Origin of the sequence: Xanthomonas sp. LMG 12460, from assembly GCF_009192895.1 — a bacterium.
GTDB classification, from domain to species: domain Bacteria; phylum Pseudomonadota; class Gammaproteobacteria; order Xanthomonadales; family Xanthomonadaceae; genus Xanthomonas_A; species Xanthomonas_A sontii.
In genome coordinates this window covers 1-15777 of record NZ_NKUH01000065.1, presented here as the reverse complement: position 1 = coordinate 15777, position 15777 = coordinate 1, and the positions used below count along the sequence as shown (strand labels likewise).

General features: G+C 68.1%; 17 protein-coding genes. 9 read left to right on the top strand and 8 right to left on the bottom strand.

From position 1 onward, the window contains the following. The 5 genes from CEK66_RS13750 to CEK66_RS13730 all read right to left on the bottom strand — a co-directional run bounded on the left by CEK66_RS13750 (nucleotide 1) and on the right by CEK66_RS13730 (nucleotide 3929). A complete protein-coding gene (locus CEK66_RS13750; protein ID WP_043092168.1) occupies nucleotides 1-696 on the bottom strand; it encodes a DUF2058 family protein in 696 nt (231 codons plus the stop codon). Nucleotides 697-723: 27 nt separating this feature from the next. Next, entirely contained in the window at nucleotides 724-960 is a 237-nt protein-coding gene (locus CEK66_RS13745) for a SlyX family protein (protein ID WP_017908102.1), read from the bottom strand. Further along, on the bottom strand, nucleotides 950-2296 hold the full coding sequence (locus CEK66_RS13740) for a UDP-glucose/GDP-mannose dehydrogenase family protein (protein WP_017908103.1): 1347 nt from the start codon (nucleotides 2294-2296) through the stop codon (nucleotides 950-952). The genes CEK66_RS13745 and CEK66_RS13740 overlap by 11 nt, the downstream gene beginning before the upstream one ends. 15 nt (nucleotides 2297-2311) lie before the next feature. Then, nucleotides 2312-3262: an FKBP-type peptidyl-prolyl cis-trans isomerase gene (locus CEK66_RS13735; protein WP_152237280.1), complete on the bottom strand. Its 951-nt coding sequence runs from the start codon at nucleotides 3260-3262 to the stop codon at nucleotides 2312-2314. Between the two features lie 100 nt (nucleotides 3263-3362). Next, nucleotides 3363-3929, bottom strand: coding sequence for a glutathione peroxidase (locus CEK66_RS13730; protein ID WP_152237279.1), 567 nt, complete (start codon nucleotides 3927-3929; stop codon nucleotides 3363-3365). A gap of 130 nt (nucleotides 3930-4059) precedes the next feature. Between CEK66_RS13730 and CEK66_RS13725 the strand changes: the two genes are divergently transcribed. From CEK66_RS13725 to CEK66_RS13700, 6 genes are read left to right on the top strand one after another with little or no spacing between them, the layout of a single operon-like run. After that, entirely contained in the window at nucleotides 4060-4302 is a 243-nt protein-coding gene (locus CEK66_RS13725; RefSeq protein ID WP_010344229.1) for a hypothetical protein, read from the top strand. Between the two features lie 2 nt (nucleotides 4303-4304). After that, nucleotides 4305-4667 carry a GntR family transcriptional regulator gene (locus tag CEK66_RS13720; protein ID WP_017908106.1) on the top strand — a complete coding sequence of 121 codons (363 nt, stop codon included), beginning with the start codon at nucleotides 4305-4307 and terminating at the stop codon, nucleotides 4665-4667. Further along, nucleotides 4664-5545: an ABC transporter ATP-binding protein gene (locus tag CEK66_RS13715; RefSeq protein ID WP_017908107.1), complete on the top strand. Its 882-nt coding sequence runs from the start codon at nucleotides 4664-4666 to the stop codon at nucleotides 5543-5545. Before CEK66_RS13720 ends, CEK66_RS13715 begins: the two co-directional genes overlap by 4 nt. After that, nucleotides 5542-6534: an ABC transporter permease gene (locus CEK66_RS13710; protein WP_193312654.1), complete on the top strand. Its 993-nt coding sequence runs from the start codon at nucleotides 5542-5544 to the stop codon at nucleotides 6532-6534. Before CEK66_RS13715 ends, CEK66_RS13710 begins: the two co-directional genes overlap by 4 nt. A gap of 43 nt (nucleotides 6535-6577) precedes the next feature. After that, the gene (locus CEK66_RS13705; RefSeq protein WP_017908109.1) at nucleotides 6578-7399 is read left to right on the top strand and encodes a DUF2807 domain-containing protein; all 822 of its coding nucleotides are present in this window, start codon (nucleotides 6578-6580) and stop codon (nucleotides 7397-7399) included. A 47-nt stretch (nucleotides 7400-7446) separates the two neighbouring features. Then, nucleotides 7447-8007, top strand: coding sequence for a DUF2884 family protein (locus CEK66_RS13700; protein ID WP_017908110.1), 561 nt, complete (start codon nucleotides 7447-7449; stop codon nucleotides 8005-8007). Nucleotides 8008-8107: 100 nt separating this feature from the next. Here the strand turns inward: CEK66_RS13700 and CEK66_RS13695 are convergent, their stop codons facing one another. Further along, entirely contained in the window at nucleotides 8108-8971 is an 864-nt protein-coding gene (locus CEK66_RS13695; RefSeq protein ID WP_026143342.1) for a DMT family transporter, read from the bottom strand. 161 nt (nucleotides 8972-9132) lie between these two features. Between CEK66_RS13695 and CEK66_RS13690 the strand changes: the two genes are divergently transcribed. Continuing rightward, a complete protein-coding gene (locus CEK66_RS13690; RefSeq protein WP_152237285.1) occupies nucleotides 9133-10500 on the top strand; it encodes a PLP-dependent aminotransferase family protein in 1368 nt (455 codons plus the stop codon). Nucleotides 10501-10579: 79 nt separating this feature from the next. Then, entirely contained in the window at nucleotides 10580-11020 is a 441-nt protein-coding gene (locus CEK66_RS13685; RefSeq protein WP_017915026.1) for a hypothetical protein, read from the top strand. A gap of 217 nt (nucleotides 11021-11237) precedes the next feature. Here CEK66_RS13685 and CEK66_RS13680 read toward each other — a convergent pair whose 3' ends face one another. Together CEK66_RS13680 and CEK66_RS13675 are read right to left on the bottom strand one after the other, a co-directional pair. Continuing rightward, nucleotides 11238-12671, bottom strand: coding sequence for a class II fumarate hydratase (locus CEK66_RS13680; protein ID WP_152237277.1), 1434 nt, complete (start codon nucleotides 12669-12671; stop codon nucleotides 11238-11240). A 389-nt stretch (nucleotides 12672-13060) separates the two neighbouring features. Next, nucleotides 13061-14065 carry a YiiG family protein gene (locus tag CEK66_RS13675; protein ID WP_152237276.1) on the bottom strand — a complete coding sequence of 335 codons (1005 nt, stop codon included), beginning with the start codon at nucleotides 14063-14065 and terminating at the stop codon, nucleotides 13061-13063. Between the two features lie 398 nt (nucleotides 14066-14463). Between CEK66_RS13675 and CEK66_RS13670 the strand changes: the two genes are divergently transcribed. Beyond that, a partial coding sequence (locus tag CEK66_RS13670) for a hemolysin family protein (RefSeq protein WP_152237275.1) occupies nucleotides 14464-15777 on the top strand: 1314 nt, incomplete at its 3' end.

Sequence of the window (15777 nt, the reverse complement as noted above, 5' to 3'; positions counted from 1 at the left end):
TTACCAGACCAGATCGTCGGGGATCTGGTACTTGGGATCGGCGTAGGGGTCTTCTTCTGCCGTCGCGTTCGGATCGACCCGCAGCGCCACCGCCGCCGGGAAGATCGCTTCGGCCTGGTCCAGCAGCGCCGCGGTCACCAGCAGGTAGCGACCGTTCTGCTGCAGCACGCCCAACTCGCCGGCGTTGAGCGCCTTGAGCTGGTCGGCGGTGACGTAGATGCGCTTGATCTTGCCGCCATAGGGGAAATGGCGGGCGATGTCGGCCTCGGCGTGGTTCAGCGCCTGGCCCTTGAGCAGTTCGTCGAGCTTGGCCCGCGCCTCGCGGCGCAGGCGCGCTTCTTCCTGCTTCTGCCGCTCGGCCTCGATGCGCTCGTCCTTCTCGCGCTGGGCACGGATCGCATAGGCCTTGGCCAGATCGATGTCCTCGCGGCTGCGCGGCGGCCGCCCCGGCTGGCCGCCCGCGCCCTGCGGCTTGCCTTGGCCAGGGCCGTTCCCGTGCGGACGGCCGCGCCCGCCGCCGGGCTTGCCGGCGTTGGGCGCGCCGCCGGGAGCGCGCTCGCCGCGCGCCCCGGCCGGTGCCGGGCGCTGGCCCGGCCGTCCCTGCGGCCGCGGCGCGGCAGGCGGGGCTTTGCGTTCGGGTTTCGGCGCGGGCTTGAAGCCCAGGCCCAGCAACTGCTCGCGGAGGGTATCGCTCATCGGGACGGCATCGGTCGGTTCGGGGGATCAGTAATGCGGCGGCGGCGGTTCGTCGGCCGGATCGGCGTAGAGCGTGCTGCGCACCTTGCCCAGATCTTCGAGCAGGTGACGCAGCAACTCGGCGTTGCGCTGGCTTTCGATACGCGCTTCGGCCAGGGCATCGCTCATTTCCGACAGCGCCTGCTCCTGGAAGGAGAGGCGCGTTTCCAGCTCGATCAGGCGGTTTTCCAGCAACCGATCCTGGGTGGAAAAATCATGCTGCATGGATCGAACGTCCGCGGCCGATGCCGTAATACGCCAGGCCGAAGCTCTCGATTTCCTGCGGATCGTAGAGATTGCGGCCGTCGAACACCACCGCATCGCCGATCAGCTCCTTCATGCGGGTGAAGTCGGGGCTGCGGAACTGCTTCCACTCGGTGACCACCGCCAGCGCATCGGCGCCTTCCAGCGCGTCGAAGGCATCGTCGCAGAAATGCAGATCGGCGCGCTCGCCGAAGATGCGCTTGGCCTCGTCGGTCGCCTCCGGATCGTAGGCACGGACCGTCGCGCCCGCCTCCCACAGTTGCGCCAGCAGGCGGCGGCTGGAGGCGGCACGCATGTCGTCGGTGTTGGGCTTGAAGGCCAGGCCCCACACCGCGAAGGTCTTGCCCTTCAGCGACTGCGCCGCGCCGTAGTGGCGCTGGATCAGTTCGTACAGGTGGCCCTTCTGCGCCTCGTTGACCGCTTCCACCGCATCCAGCAGCCGGGGCGCATGCCCGACCTGCTGCGCGGTGCGCGCCAGCGCCTGCACGTCCTTGGGGAAGCACGAGCCGCCGTAGCCGGCACCCGGGTAGATGAAGTGCCAGCCGATGCGCGGATCCGAGCCGATACCCTGGCGCACCTTCTCCACGTCGGCACCGACGCGCTCGGCGATGTTGGCGATCTCGTTCATGAAACTGATCTTGGTCGCCAGCATCGCGTTGGCCGCGTACTTGGTCAGTTCGGCCGAGCGCACGTCCATCTCCACGATGCGGTCGTGGTTGCGGTTGAACGGCGCGTACAGACGACGCAGGCGCGCGGCCGAGCCGGGCTTGCTGCTACCGATGACGATGCGGTCCGGGCGCATGCAATCGGCGACGGCATCGCCTTCCTTCAGGAACTCCGGGTTGGAGACCACGTCGAACTCGATCGCCTCGCCGCGCGCTTCCAGCTCCGCGGCGATCGCCGCGCGCACCTTGTCGGCGGTGCCGACCGGCACCGTCGACTTGTTGACCACGATGGTCGGCCCCTGGATGTGCTGGCCGATGGTGCGGGCCACCGCCAGCACGTACTGCAGATCTGCGCTACCGTCCTCGTCCGGCGGCGTGCCGACGGCGATGAACACGATATCCCCATGCGCGATGGCGCTGGCCGCATCGGTGGTGAAGAACAGCCTCCGTGCGGCGTGATTGGCCTTGACCATCGGCGAGAGGCCAGGCTCGTAAATCGGGACCACGCCCTTGTTGAGCCCATCCACCTTGGCCTGGTCGATGTCTACGCACACCACATGGTGGCCGACTTCGGCCAGACAGGTTCCGGTGACGAGCCCGACATAGCCGGTGCCGAATATCGCTACGCGCATGTAATCTCCTTTCGGTTATTGAAGGATGTTCAAAAGTTCCACGTCGAAGGTCAACATCGCATCCGGGCCGATCGGGCTGCCCGGCATTCCCTGCGGGCCGTAGCCCAGATTGGACGGAATCCAGAAGCGGTACTTGGACCCCACCGGCATCAGCGCCACGCCCTCGCTCCAGCCCGGCACGACCTGGTTCAGCGCGAACTCGGCCGGCTGGCCGTTCTTGTAGGAGCTGTCGAAGACGGTGCCGTCGAGCAGCTTGCCCTCGTAGTTCACCCGCACCTTGCTGCTGGACGTGGGCCGCGCGCCGCTGCCTTCGCGCAGCACCATGTACTGCAGGCCGGACGGGGTGGTGATCACGCCCTTCTGGTTCTTGTTCTGCGCCAGGAAGGCATTGCCTTCCTGCTTGTTCTTGGTCGCCACCGCGGCCTGCTTGGACGCACCGAAGGCCTGCAGCGTGGCCATCGCCTGCTCCTGGGTCATCGCGGTCTGGCCCTTGGCGAACACCGTGCGCACCGCGCCCATCAGCGTCGGCAGATCGATGTCGTTCTGGATCCGCGCCAGCGACGGACCGACCGCACGGTCGCCCAGCATCAGGCCCACGTTCTCCTTGGACACCGGCGGCGGCTGCGCGCCCGGCGCCATGCCCGGCACCGGCTGGCCGTTGCGCGCGGCCAGCTGCGTGCGCAGCGCGGTGTCGGTGGCCTGGGTCTGCTCATCGGACAGCAGCGGCTTGCCCTGCTTGAAGGCGTTCTCGATCGCGCGCTGCATCGCGTCCACGTCGATGTCCTGGGCGATCGGCTCGAACGAACGCGCCACATCCATGCCGATCGCGTAGCTGACCTTCTGCTTCTCGGTGCTCAGCGTCGTCGCCGTGCCGCCGGCCGCCGGCGCCTGCGCGGACGCGTGACCGGCGACCATCGCCATCCCCACCACCAGCGACGCCACGGCGCCGCGCATTCCCATCTTCATTCGCTACTTTCCCTGGAAGTGAACTGTGAACTGGACGCGCCGAACTGGCGCAGACAGAGGCCGGCATTGTCGCATGTGCGGCCGAGATGTTGACCCGCTTTCAGTGCGACGCCGGCTGCGCTTTCAGTTCGCGTTCGATGGCACTGCGCAAGGCCGGATCGTCCGGCGTGACCTTGCTCGGGAATTGCGCGACCACGCGCCCATCGCGCGCGATCAGATACTTGTGGAAATTCCAGCCCGGCGCCACGCCGGTGGCCTGGGTCAGTTGCTTGTACAGCGGCGTCGCCTCGTCGCCGATCACGTGCACCTTCTCGAACATCGGAAACTTCACCCCGTAGGTGAGCGTGCAAAATTCCTGGATCTGCTTCTCCGATCCGGGCTCCTGGCCCTTGAAGTCGTTGGACGGGAAGCCGAGCACGCTGAAGCCCTGCGCCGCGTACTGCTGCTGCAGCTTCTCCAGGCCGTCGTACTGCGGGGTGTAGCCGCACTTGCTGGCGGTGTTGACCACCAGCAGCACCTTGCCGCCGTAGGTCTTGTTCAGGTTCACCTTCTCCTTGCCGGCCAGCGGACGGTAGTCCCGGTCCAGCAGGGAGCCGGCCCAGGCACTGCCGACGGTGCCGGCAGCAGCCAGGATCGCGAGGAAAAACAGACGCTTGGGAAGTTTCATGGGGCACCGTCGAGAAGAAATAAGGAAGTGGCACGCGACCAGGTCGGACGTTGGGTCAGCAGCGTGTTGACATGCCGTGTAACGGTGTTATAGTTAAATACAACACCACTCACCCAGAGCAGGTCCCACGATGAATCTCAAACGCCTCCAGCGCAGTCTTCCGGCCCTGGTCATCGTCGGCACCCTGCTCTGCGCGAGCTGGATCGGCGCCCAACGCCACCAGGGACGGCCGCTGGATTATGGCGCCAGCACGCCGCACGACGACAGCGCCGCCGGCGCCGCACCTTCTACCGTCCCGGCGGTGCGGCGTCTGCGGGCTTCGCTGTCCGTGCCTTATTTCTCCTTCGCGCGCACCCTGCGCCCACGGAGCTGACCATGAGCGATATCCAATGGAGCGACGGCGCTCCGATCTACCGCCAGCTGAAGGAGCGCGTCATCGCGATGATGCTCGACGGCATCCTCAAGCCCGGCGACGCCCTGCCCTCGGTGCGCCAGGTGGCTGCCGAGTACCAGCTCAATCCGATCACCGTCTCGCGCGCCTACCAGGAACTGGCCGACGAGGCCCTGGTCGAGAAGCGTCGCGGGCTGGGCATGTTCATGACCGAGGAAGCGGCGCAGAAGCTGCGCGGCAGCGAGCGCGAGCGCTTCCTCAACGAAGAGTGGCCTCTGGTGCTGGAACGCATCCAGCGCCTGGGCCTGACACTGCAAGACTTGTTGCCACCGGGGAAAACGCCATGACTGCCGCTGTCGCCGCATCCGAATCCGTCGTCTACGCGCAGGGGTTGCGCAAGACCTACAACAACAAGCCGGCGCTGGCCGATGCGTCCTTCGCCATCGCGCCGGGCCGCATCGTCGGCCTGATCGGCCCCAACGGCGCCGGCAAGACCACCGCGCTGAAGGCGGTGCTGGGCCTGACCGCCGTGGAAGGCGAACTGCGCGTGCTGGGCATGGACCCGCGCAAGCAGCGCGACGCGCTGATGAACGAAGTGTGCTTCATCGCCGACGTGGCGGTGCTGCCGCGCTGGATGCGGGTAAGCGAGGCGATCGACTTCGTCGCCGGCGTGCATCCGCGCTTCGATCGCGCCAAGTGCGAGCGCTTCCTGGCCAACACCAAGCTCTCGCCCAAGCTGCGGGTGCGCGAGATGTCCAAGGGCATGATCGTGCAGCTGCACCTGGCCCTGGTGATGGCGATCGACGCGCGCCTGCTGGTGCTGGACGAGCCGACCCTGGGCCTGGACATCCTGTACCGCAAGGAGTTCTACCAGCGCCTGCTGGAAGACTACTTCGACGAACAGAAGACCATCATCATCACCACCCACCAGGTGGAGGAGATCGAGCACATCCTCACCGACGTGCTGTTCATCCGCGACGGCCGCATCGTGCTCAGCGCCGACATGGAGCACATGGCCACCCGCTACACCGAACTGCTGGTGCCGGCCGAGCGCATCGAGGCGGCGCGCGCGCTGCAGCCGATCGACGAACGCGGCCTGCCGTTCGGCAAGTCGGTATTCCTGTACGACGGCGTGCCGCAGGCGCAGCTGGCCGCGCTCGGCGAAACCCGCACCCCCGGCCTGGCCGACCTGTTCGTCGCCATCATGAAGGGCACCTACGCATGAACGCTCCCGCCAAATCGATCTCTCCCGTGTCCACCTTCACGTGGCTGCTCAAGCGCGAGTTCTGGGAACACCGCGGCGGTTTCCTGTGGGCCCCGGTCATCACCGGCGGCATCGTCGCCACCCTGTACACGGTGCTGTCGATCATCGGCAGCATCGCCGGCCGCAACCACGGCGGCGGCGTGCGTCTGAACGATGTGCAATGGGAAGGCCAGGCCAACAACGCCCACCAGATCATCGGCGCGGTCGGCGACGGCACCATGCTCGCCGGGGTGATCCTGGCCTGCATCGTGGTCGGCTTCGTGGTGTTCTTCTACGCGCTGGGCGCGCTGTACGACGACCGCCGCGACCGCAGCGTGCTGTTCTGGAAGTCGCTGCCGCTGTCGGACACCGGCACCGTGCTATCCAAGGCCGCCTGGGCGCTGCTGCTGGCGCCGCTGCTGGCGATCGGCATCGGCCTGCTGATCGGCCTGGCACTGTGGGTGGTCACCGCCCTGACCCTGTCGGTCAACGGTATCCCGCAGAGCACCGCGGTCTTCACCGAATCGCACCCGCTGCGCATCATCGGCATGGTCCTGGCCGCACTGCCGGTGCAGGTGATGTGGTCGCTGCCGGCGATCGGCTGGCTGATGCTGTGCTCGGCCTGGGCGCGCAGCAAGCCGTTCCTGTGGGCGGTGCTGATCCCGATCCTGGGCTGCGTGATGGCCAGCATGATGGGCATCCTGCCGATGCTCGATGTCAACCACAACCTGATCTGGTACACCGTGGTCTACCGCGGCCTGCTCAGCGTGCTGCCCGGCAGCTGGGGTCCGGTGCTGAACGAGCAGGTGGCCGAGACCCACATCAGCGGTCCGCAGGATCTGGTCAATGCGATCCATCTCGGCGACAGCTGGGTGCTGTTCCGCGACCCCGACATCTGGATCGGCGCCGCGGTCGGCGTGGCCTTCATCGTCGCCGCGATCTACGTGCGCCGCTGGCGCGACGAAGCCTGATCGCACCTCCGTCTTTCTTCCCTTTTCCGCAAGGAGTTTTCCGATGCGCAAGACCCTCGCCCTGTGTGCCCTGCTGTCGCTGCCGGCCGTCGCCATGGCCGACGACTGCAAGTATTCCGAACCGCGCGAACTGAAGCTGGATCTGACCGGCGTCAAGTCGGTGCTGCTGGACGTGCAGCAGAACGACCTCAAGCTCAGCGGCGCCAGCGGCGACTCCACTCTGCGCGGCCGTGCCTGCGCCTCCGACGCCGACATGCTCAAGGAGCTGACCCTGCGCCAGCGCCACGACGGCGACACCCTGGTGGTGACGCTGAAGCACGAGGGCAAGATCCACGGCATCAGCGTCGGCAACCGCTACGCCTACCTCAATGTGGCCGGCAGCATCCCGGCCAACCTGCCGGTGCAGCTGCAACTGGGCTCCGGCGACGCCGAGATCAGCGGCGTGGCCTCGCTCGACGCCAAGGTCGGCTCCGGCGACCTGCACGCGCAGAACATTCGCGGCGCGGTCAGCGCCACGGTCGGCTCCGGCGACATCGAACTGCGCAATGTCGGCAGCGTGGCCCTGCCGACGCTGGGCTCGGGCGACGTCAAGGCCGACCAGGTCGGCGGCGACGTCAAGGTCGGCACCGTCGGCTCCGGCGACCTGACCGTGCACGGCGTGCGTGGCAGCGTGCAGGTCGACAGCGTCGGCTCCGGCGACGTGCAACTGCGCGACGTCACCGGCAATGTCGCGGTGCAGACCGTGGGCTCCGGCGACCTGGATGTCGGCACCGTCGGCGGCAACCTGAGCGTGCAGAAGGTCGGCAGCGGCGACGTCACCCACCGCGGCGTGCGTGGCAGCGTCAACCTGCCCAAGCCGCGCTGATCCTGCCGCCCGATTCTCTCCTTCCACATCCACACGAGGACGCGCCCATGCAGTACCGTTCCCTGTCCCTGGCCGGCGTCGCCCTGGCCGTGCTGTTCTCGCTCAGCGCCTGCCAGCGCTCGGCCTCGTCGAACGACCGCGTCGTCGTCGATCACGGTGGCGCGCAAAGCCTGACCTTCCTCAACGGCGACCTCACCCTGAAGGCCGATGGCCAGCCGCCGGCCACCATCACCCGCGACGGCAAGCTGCTGATCGACGGCAAGCCGGTCGCGCTGGACGCCGAGCAGCAGCGCCTGCTGCTGGCCTACCGCAGCCAGATCGAGGCGGTCGGCAAGCAGGGCGTGGAAGTCGGCAAGGCCGGCGCGGCGCTCGGCGTGAAGGCGGCCGGCGATGCCATCAGCGGCGTGCTCAGCGGCGACACCGAGCACATCGGCGCGCAGGTCGAAGCGCAGGCCGACAAGATCAAGCAGGCGGCGCTGAAGATCTGCGACCAGGTCGCCGCGCTGCGCGCCGCGCAGGATGCGCTGATGCAGAAGGTGCCGGCGTTCCGCCCCTACTCCACCCTCGACGACAGCGACGTCAGCGACTGCAAGCACTCGGCCGCGTAATCGGCGGCAGCCACGCTGCCGCGACCATCGTCCACGAGCGCCCGCTGAGTCCGCGCTCCACCCGGCAGTCGTGCAAACGCCTGCCGGGCGGGTCGCGGTCTCAGCGGGCGTAGTGTTTCGCGCCGGCCACGCAGACCATCGCGACCAGGGTCACCGCCAGCATCGTCCAGCTCACGGTTTCGTGCAGCAGCAGCGCGGCCAGGCCCAAGCCGATGAAGGGCTGGAACAACTGCAGTTGCCCGACCGCCGCGATCCCGCCTTGCGCCAGGCCGCGGTACCAGAACACGAAGCCGATCAACATGCTGAACAGCGAGACATAGCCCAGGCCAAGCCATGCCGGCATGCGCACGGTGCCGAACGACGCAGGCTGCGTCAGCAAGGCCAGGGACACCATCAGCGGCAGCGACAGCACCAGCGCCCAACAGATGACCTGCCATCCGCCCAGCGTGCGCGACAGGCGCGCGCCCTCCGCATAGCCCAGCCCACACAGCACCACCGCGGCCAGCATCAGCAGATCGCCCTGCCACGAGGCGTCGATCCCGCCGATCGCCGCATAGCCGACGACGCTGCAGGCACCGGCCAGCGAGAACACCCAGAACGGTGGACGCGGGCGTTCGCCGGCGCGCAACACGGCGAAGACGGCGGTGCACAACGGCAGCAGGCCCACGAACACGATGGAATGCGCCGAGGTGACGTGCTGCAGCGCCAGTGCGGTCAGCAGGGGAAATCCGGCCACGACCCCCAGCGCCGTCATCGCCAAGGCAGGGAGCTCGGCGCGGCGCGGACGCGGTTGCCGAAACCCGAGCAGGAGCGCCAGCCCCAGCGCGGCGGCAATGCTGGCGCGGGCGCAGGTCAGGAACACGGGGGAGAAATCGGCGACCGCGACGCGCGTTGCGGGCAACGACCCCGCAAAAATCATCACGCCGATACATCCATTGATCCAGCCACCGGTGGTTTTTTCCATGCGCGTCTCCTTCTGCATCGCCGTTGCAGTAGACGCCTCGTGAGACCGATCCGGCCAGATACGATCCAATACGGTTTCGCAGTACTGTTATGGCTCAAGACCCAGTACAGCTGACGACAGTGGACAGACCCGTAGCACCCGGCACGCGCATCGATGCGGTGATGGCCGACATCCGCGCCCGCATCGCCAACCGCACCAGCCTGCCGGGAGCGCGCCTGCCCTCCGTGCGCGCGCAGGCGCGCGCGCTGCGGGTGTCGGTGTCGACGGTGGTGGAAGCCTACGAGCGGCTGGCGGCCGAGGGCGCGATCGCGGCGCGCCCAGGGTCGGGCTTCTATGTGGCCGGGTCGGTGGCCCCACTGGCGCTGGCGCAACTCGGCCCGAAGCTCGACCGGCAGATCGATCCGCTGTGGGTGTCGCGGCAGTCGCTGGAAGCGGATGCGCGCGTACTCAAGCCCGGCTGCGGCTGGCTGCCACCCGAATGGCTGTACGGCGCGGGCATGCGCCGCGCACTGCGCACGCTGGCGCGCGCCGACACGCAGGAACTGACCGAGTACGCCACGCCCCTGGGCCACCCCGGCTTGCGCCAGTTCCTGTCGCGACGGCTGGCGGGCAATGGCGTGCAGGCGCCGCCCGAACAGATCCTGCTCGCCGAATCGGGCACGCATGCGATCGACCTGATCGGCCGTTTCCTGCTCTCGCCCGGCGACACGGTGCTGGTCGACGACCCGTGCTACTTCAATTTCCATGCCTTGCTCAAGGCGCATCGCGTGCAGGTCGTGGGCGTGCCCTATACGCCGAACGGACCGGACGTGGCGCACTTCGAAGCGGCGCTGCGGGCGCATGCGCCGCGGCTGTACATCACCAATTCGGGGATCCACAACCCCACCGGCGCGACCCTGTCCGCGGCGACGGCGCACCGGCTGCTGCTCCTGGCCGAGGGCTCGGACCTGGTGATCGTCGAGGACGACATCTTCGCCGACTTCGAGACCAGCCCCGCCCCGCGGCTGGCGGCCTTCGACGGCCTGGCGCGGGTCATCCAGATCGGCAGCTTTTCCAAGACGGTGTCGGCGTCGCTGCGTTGCGGCTACATCGCCGCACGTGGCGACTGGATCGAAAGCCTCGCCGACCTGAAGATCGCCACCAGCTTCGGCGGCGGCCGGCTGGCGGCCGAGGCCGTGCGGATCGCCCTGACCGACAGCGGCTACCGCCGGCATCTGGAGACCTTGCGGCGGCGCCTGGCGGAGCAGATGGCCAGGACGGTAGAGCGGCTCCAGGGTCTCGGCGTCCGACCCTGGCTGATTCCGCGGGCCGGCCTGTTCCTTTGGTGCAGGCTGCCCGCGGGCATGGAGGCCGCAGCGATCGCGCACGCCTGCCTGCAGGAAGGCGTGGTGCTGGCGCCGGGCAATGCCTTCAGCCAGTCGTTGAGCGCGGGCGATTTCCTGCGTTTCAACGTCGCGCAATCCACCGACGAACGGATGTTCAGCGTGCTCGCGCGCGCCATGCAGTCCGCTTCGACCTCACGCCGCTGATGCGCGGCCAGCGCGCCTCGCCACGACCGCAGCCGCCGCACGTTCTAGAATGCCCGCACTCCCCCACTGCATCGCCTCCATGAAGAAGACGCTGTTCGCCTGGTTCTCGCTGCTGTCGTTATGCCTGCTGCTCGCCGCCTGCGGCGGACGCGGCGGCGAGACCACCTCCTCGCGCGCCGAGCGCAGCAAGCCGCGGGTGGCGGTGGACAGCATGAACGTGATGCTGCGCCGCGCCCCGGCCGCCAATGCCACCATCGGGCCCGACGGCAGCCTGCGCATCGACGACATCGAACTGCCGCTGCCCGCCGCGCAGCGCACCGAACTGCAGCAGTTGTTCATGCACCTGCAGATGCAGCGCCAGCGCACCCTGGAGACCGCGGCGCCGGACCCGAACATGCGCTCGGTGGGCTTCGCGCCGACCCCGGAGATCACCGAAGCGCAGGCGGCCGTGCTGCGCGACATTCCCTCGTTGCAGCCGTATCGCGACAGTTTCGGCAACTTGCAGGCCGAACGCCGCTGAGACGTGCCGGCGCGCGTGCGCCGGCATGAGAGCCCTCAGTAAGAGTTGGTCCCTTCTTTTAGGAGTGGCTTCAGCCGCGATAGGCTTTACCGGGAAGGCCCGTCGCGGCTGAAGCTGCTCCTACGCAGCTTGCGATGAGGTGTCTGGGCGCGATGTGGGAGGGACTTCAGTCCCGACGGCTGTCAGGCTCAACCGCCGGCGTGCGCTCCGTCACCGCTCAACCACCGCCGCCCGCGCCGGCATGGATGCCGCCCTCGGTCAGTGCGGCAGGGTCCAGCAGCCGGCGCAATTCGTCCTCGCCGAGGCCGCTGTCCTCCTTGGCCACCTCCAGCACCGGCCGGTTCTCCTTGTAGGCACGCTTGGCGATCGCCGCGGCCTTCTCGTAGCCGATGATCGGATTCAGCGCGGTCACCAGGATCGGATTGCGGTCCAGCGCCTCGCGTACCCGCTCCTCGCGCACCTTGAGGCCGGCGATCGCCGAATCGGCCAGCAGCACCGACACGTTGCCCAGCAACTGGATCGAGTCCAGCAGGTTCGCCGCGATCAGCGGCAGGGTCACGTTCAACTGGAAGTTGCCGGTCTGCCCGGCCACGGTGATCGCGGTGTGGTGGCCGATGACCTGCGCGCAGGCCATCACCGTGGCTTCGGGAATCACCGGATTGACCTTGCCCGGCATGATCGAGCTGCCCGGCTGCAGCGCCGGCAACTCGATCTCGCCGAGGCCGGCCAGCGGCCCGGCGTTCATCCAGCGCAGGTCGTTGGCGATCTTGATCAGCGCCACCGCCAGCGCGTTGAGCTGGCCGGACAGTTCCACCGCATCGTCCTGCGCGGCCAGGCCCTCGAACTTGTTCTCGGCGCTCTCGAAGGTATGGTCGGTCAGCGCCGACAACGCCTTGGCGACCTTGCCGCCGAAGCGCGGATCGGCGTTGATGCCGGTGCCGATGGCGGTGCCGCCCAGCGGCAGCCGGCGCAGGCGCTTGAGGCTGTCGTCGATGCGCGCCTGCGCCGACACCAGCTGCGCCGACCAGGCACCGAACTCCTGACCGAAGGTCAGCGGCATCGCGTCCATCAGATGGGTGCGCCCGGTCTTGACCACACCCTGCAACTGCTTGGCGCGCTTGTCGATCGTCTTGCGCAGGTGCTTGAGCGACGGCAGCAGATGCTCGCGCGCAGCGAGCAACGCAGCGACGCGGATCGCGGTGGGGACCACGTCGTTGGAACTCTGGCCCAGGTTGACGTGGTCGTTGGGATGCACCGCCGACCGTGTCTTGCTGCCGTTCTTGCCCTCGCCCTTGGCGGCGCGGTTGGCCAGCGTGGCAATGACCTCGTTGGCGTTCATGTTCGACGAGGTGCCGGACCCGGTCTGGTAGATGTCGATCGGGAAGTGCGCGTCGTGGCGACCGTCGGCCACCTCCAGCGCCGCGGCCTGGATCGCCTTGGCGACGGCCTTTGGCAACAGCTCCAGGTCGGCGTTGACCCCGGCCGCGGCGGCCTTGATCAGGCCCAGCGCGCGGATGAAGCCGCGTGGCATCGGCTGCCCGGACACCGGAAAGTTCTGCACCGCACGCTGGGTCTGCGCCCCCCACAAGGCCTCTGCAGGCACCTGCAGTTCGCCCATGCTGTCGTGTTCGACCCTGAATGTGTCACTCATCGCACAATCTCCGCATCTGCAAAAGGGAATCCATCGGCGCCGTCGTCGGACGTCCGGGGAGGCAGGCTGGCGGGATGGCGGCTGGCGCACGCATTATCCGCGGCGCAGCGCCCGGCGTCAGCAGTGTGCGCCGGCGGATGTTAGGAATGTCTGGAGGCGAGGGATGCGCGGCGGACCGCCGAAGTCGGCAGGCGTACATGATCGAGGATCGATCCACTGAGACCCGCAACGTGTACGCGGAATGATGCTCGCCCTGCAAGCGCACCAGCGGCGTGCTGCGGAAGGAGCACACCGCGCCCGCTTGTCGGCAAAAGACGGGACGACGGCATGCCGCCCCGCCGTCGCGACGGCACGACGGGGCCAGCGGCATGCGCCGCCGGCCCGCACGTTCAGCGCTGGCGGTTGCTCTGGAACACCAGGTCGTTGTAGCTCTTGAGCAAGCGTGCCGGCGAACCCTCCGGCGCGACGATCGGATTGTCCATCGAGCGCTGCTCGAACGCGCTGTACGGAATCTTCTCCGCCACCCGCTTGATGCGCGCCTTGGATTCCTTGCGGAAGTTCTCCGCCGCGGTCTCGAAATCGCTCCAGTCGGACTTGCCCGGCTCCTGGTTGGCGACCTTGGCGTGCGCCTCGTCGGACAGGCTGTTGAAGCCGGCCACCAATGCCGTGGCCTTGGCGGTGTCGAACTCGTCGTCCTGCATCAGGCCGACGATGTCCTTGGCCTCGAGCATCATCGACAACCGATAGAAGTCACGGGTGCGGCCCTCGGCCTTTTCCATCGCCTTCAGCTGCTCGCGCTGCGCGGCGTCGTTCTGCGCCTCCAGTTCGTGGCTGAAGGCCTCGCTTGCCTCGTGGAATTCGGACAGCGCGGCCATCAGCGGCGCATGCAGTTGCTTGCCCTTGGCGAACTGGTCGTCCTGGTAGTCCTCCCGGTCGTAGTAGTCGCGCGCCTGGTTGGCCAGCGGCTGCAGCGTCTTCAAGGCGGCCAGGTAGCGCTTGGCCGCGGCATCCAGCGCAGGCAGCGACGGCTTGGCCGCGATCGCCTGGGTCATCGGCGCATCGCACAGCTTCATCGCGTACTCGTCGATCGGGGCGGGCCCGTACACGCTGGTTTCCTTGCCGGTGGGGCCGGCCTTGGGGTCGGCCATCCAGCGCACGTACTGCTGCGCGCCTTCGTGGATGCGCCCATCGACCTTGTTGAAGCATTCGATGTAGGCGTTGAGTTTGCCGGTCAGCGCCTGGTCCGCGTCGCTGGCGCCGGCATCGGCGGATGCATGGTTGGCATCCGCACTGGCATCGGAACCGGCCGGTGTCGCCGCAGGCTTGCCACCGCAGGCGGTGAGAAAAACGGACACAGCGGCGGCCAGCGCCGCCAGACGCAAGGAAGATTTCATGGGGAATATCGAGGTTGAAAACGGTTACAGAAAGTCTAGCAAACGAAAAGATCGTCGCGGCGTGATGGTTGAAGGGCTGGGATGATCAGCCATTCGGCTGCTGAAAGGCCGGGGAGTCGGGATTGGGGATTCGCAACAGCGGTTGCGCGTCCTTCCACGGTATTCGTTGGCGACGCTTTGCCTGTGACGGACTGCGCGAGATGGCGCGCGCCTGCGGCGGCCGCGCAGCGCATCGGCTAGACTGCGGCGACGTATCACCGATGGAACTCTCACGCCGCCATGGGCGACGATTCAGACTGTAGATGCCGGCGCACGCTGCGCCGGACCACGCACCCCGCCGTTTCCACCCCTCCCGCCCGGCGCCATGACGCGCCAGCCGCGCGCGCCGGGGAACGCACATGATCGGCAACCTCCTGCTGCTGGCGCTGGCGATGCTGCTGGTGCTGCTCAACGGCTTCTTCGTCGCCGCCGAGTTCGCCCTGGTCAAGCTGCGCCACACGCAGGCCGTGGGCCTGGCCGAGCACCACGGCTGGCGCGGCCGCCTGCTGCTCAACGTGCACGGCCACCTCGACGCCTACCTGTCGGCCTGCCAACTCGGCATCACCCTGTCCTCGCTGGGCCTGGGTTGGGTCGGCGAGCCGGCCTTCGCGCATCTGCTGCAGCCGCTGTTCGACCTGCTGGGGCTGAGCGAAGAGGCGGCGCGCCTGAGCGCCTTCATCATCGCCTTCAGCGTCATCTCGTTCCTGCACATCGTGCTGGGCGAACTGGCCCCGAAGTCGATGGCGATCCGCCGCCCGGAGCGCATGTCGCTGTGGACCGCCGCACCGCTGTACCTGTTCTACTGGGCGATGTATCCGGCGATCTGGCTGCTCAACACCAGCGCCAACGGGCTGCTGAAGGCCGCGGGCTGGGGCGATGTCGAGCACACCTCGCACCGCTATTCGCGCGAGGAACTGAAGCTGATCGTCGGCCGCCAGCAGCCCGCCGGCGGCGCGCCGGATCACGAACTGACCCTGATGAGCCATGCCTTGGAGCTGCCGGAACTGGTGGCCGGCGATCTGATGCGCGCGCGCGACCATCTGCGCGGGTTCCGCGAAGGCATGGCGCTGGACGCGGTGATGGCCGAGTTCGCCGACAGCCGCTACAGCCGCTATCCGTGGTTCGACCGCGACGGCGAGCAGGTGCTCGGCATCCTGCACATGAAAGACCTGCTGGTGGAGATCGCCCGCGGGCGCAGCAGCGACGACCTGCGTCCGCTGCTGCGCCCGGCGAACCTGATCGCACTGGAAACGCCGGTGCCGCTGGTACTGGAGCGCTTCCGCACCGGCACCACGCACATGGCGCTGTGCGTGGACGAGCACGGCCGCATCCTCGGCTACTTCACCCTGGAAGACCTGCTGGAAGTGGTGGTCGGCGACATCGAGGACGAGCACCCGCACGTGGTCAAGGACGCGCCGACCCGCGGCGCCGACGGCAGTGTGCTGGTGGCCGGCTCGACCTCGATCTTCCGCCTCGAACGCCTGCTCGGCCACGACCTGCGCGCGCCGGAGCACCTCAACTCGGTCGGCGGGCTGATCGTGCACCAGTTGCAGCGGCTGCCCGAGGAAGGCGAGCAGTTGGAGATCGACGGCCACCTGTTCACGGTCAAGCGCATGGCCGGGCACCGCATCCAGGCGGTGACGGTACGCCTGGCGCCGGCCGAGGCCGCGCCG

Coding starts and splice junctions, on each gene's coding strand:
- CEK66_RS13750 (WP_043092168.1), bottom strand. CDS start 696: ATGAGCGATACCCTCCGCGAGCAGTTGCTGGGCCTGGGCTTCAAGCCC.
- CEK66_RS13745 (WP_017908102.1), bottom strand. CDS start 960: ATGCAGCATGATTTTTCCACCCAGGATCGGTTGCTGGAAAACCGCCTG.
- CEK66_RS13740 (WP_017908103.1), bottom strand. CDS start 2,296: ATGCGCGTAGCGATATTCGGCACCGGCTATGTCGGGCTCGTCACCGGA.
- CEK66_RS13735 (WP_152237280.1), bottom strand. CDS start 3,262: ATGAAGATGGGAATGCGCGGCGCCGTGGCGTCGCTGGTGGTGGGGATG.
- CEK66_RS13730 (WP_152237279.1), bottom strand. CDS start 3,929: ATGAAACTTCCCAAGCGTCTGTTTTTCCTCGCGATCCTGGCTGCTGCC.
- CEK66_RS13725 (WP_010344229.1), top strand. CDS start 4,060: ATGAATCTCAAACGCCTCCAGCGCAGTCTTCCGGCCCTGGTCATCGTC.
- CEK66_RS13720 (WP_017908106.1), top strand. CDS start 4,305: ATGAGCGATATCCAATGGAGCGACGGCGCTCCGATCTACCGCCAGCTG.
- CEK66_RS13715 (WP_017908107.1), top strand. CDS start 4,664: ATGACTGCCGCTGTCGCCGCATCCGAATCCGTCGTCTACGCGCAGGGG.
- CEK66_RS13710 (WP_193312654.1), top strand. CDS start 5,542: ATGAACGCTCCCGCCAAATCGATCTCTCCCGTGTCCACCTTCACGTGG.
- CEK66_RS13705 (WP_017908109.1), top strand. CDS start 6,578: ATGCGCAAGACCCTCGCCCTGTGTGCCCTGCTGTCGCTGCCGGCCGTC.
- CEK66_RS13700 (WP_017908110.1), top strand. CDS start 7,447: ATGCAGTACCGTTCCCTGTCCCTGGCCGGCGTCGCCCTGGCCGTGCTG.
- CEK66_RS13695 (WP_026143342.1), bottom strand. CDS start 8,971: ATGGAAAAAACCACCGGTGGCTGGATCAATGGATGTATCGGCGTGATG.
- CEK66_RS13690 (WP_152237285.1), top strand. CDS start 9,133: ATGGCCGACATCCGCGCCCGCATCGCCAACCGCACCAGCCTGCCGGGA.
- CEK66_RS13685 (WP_017915026.1), top strand. CDS start 10,580: ATGAAGAAGACGCTGTTCGCCTGGTTCTCGCTGCTGTCGTTATGCCTG.
- CEK66_RS13680 (WP_152237277.1), bottom strand. CDS start 12,671: ATGAGTGACACATTCAGGGTCGAACACGACAGCATGGGCGAACTGCAG.
- CEK66_RS13675 (WP_152237276.1), bottom strand. CDS start 14,065: ATGAAATCTTCCTTGCGTCTGGCGGCGCTGGCCGCCGCTGTGTCCGTT.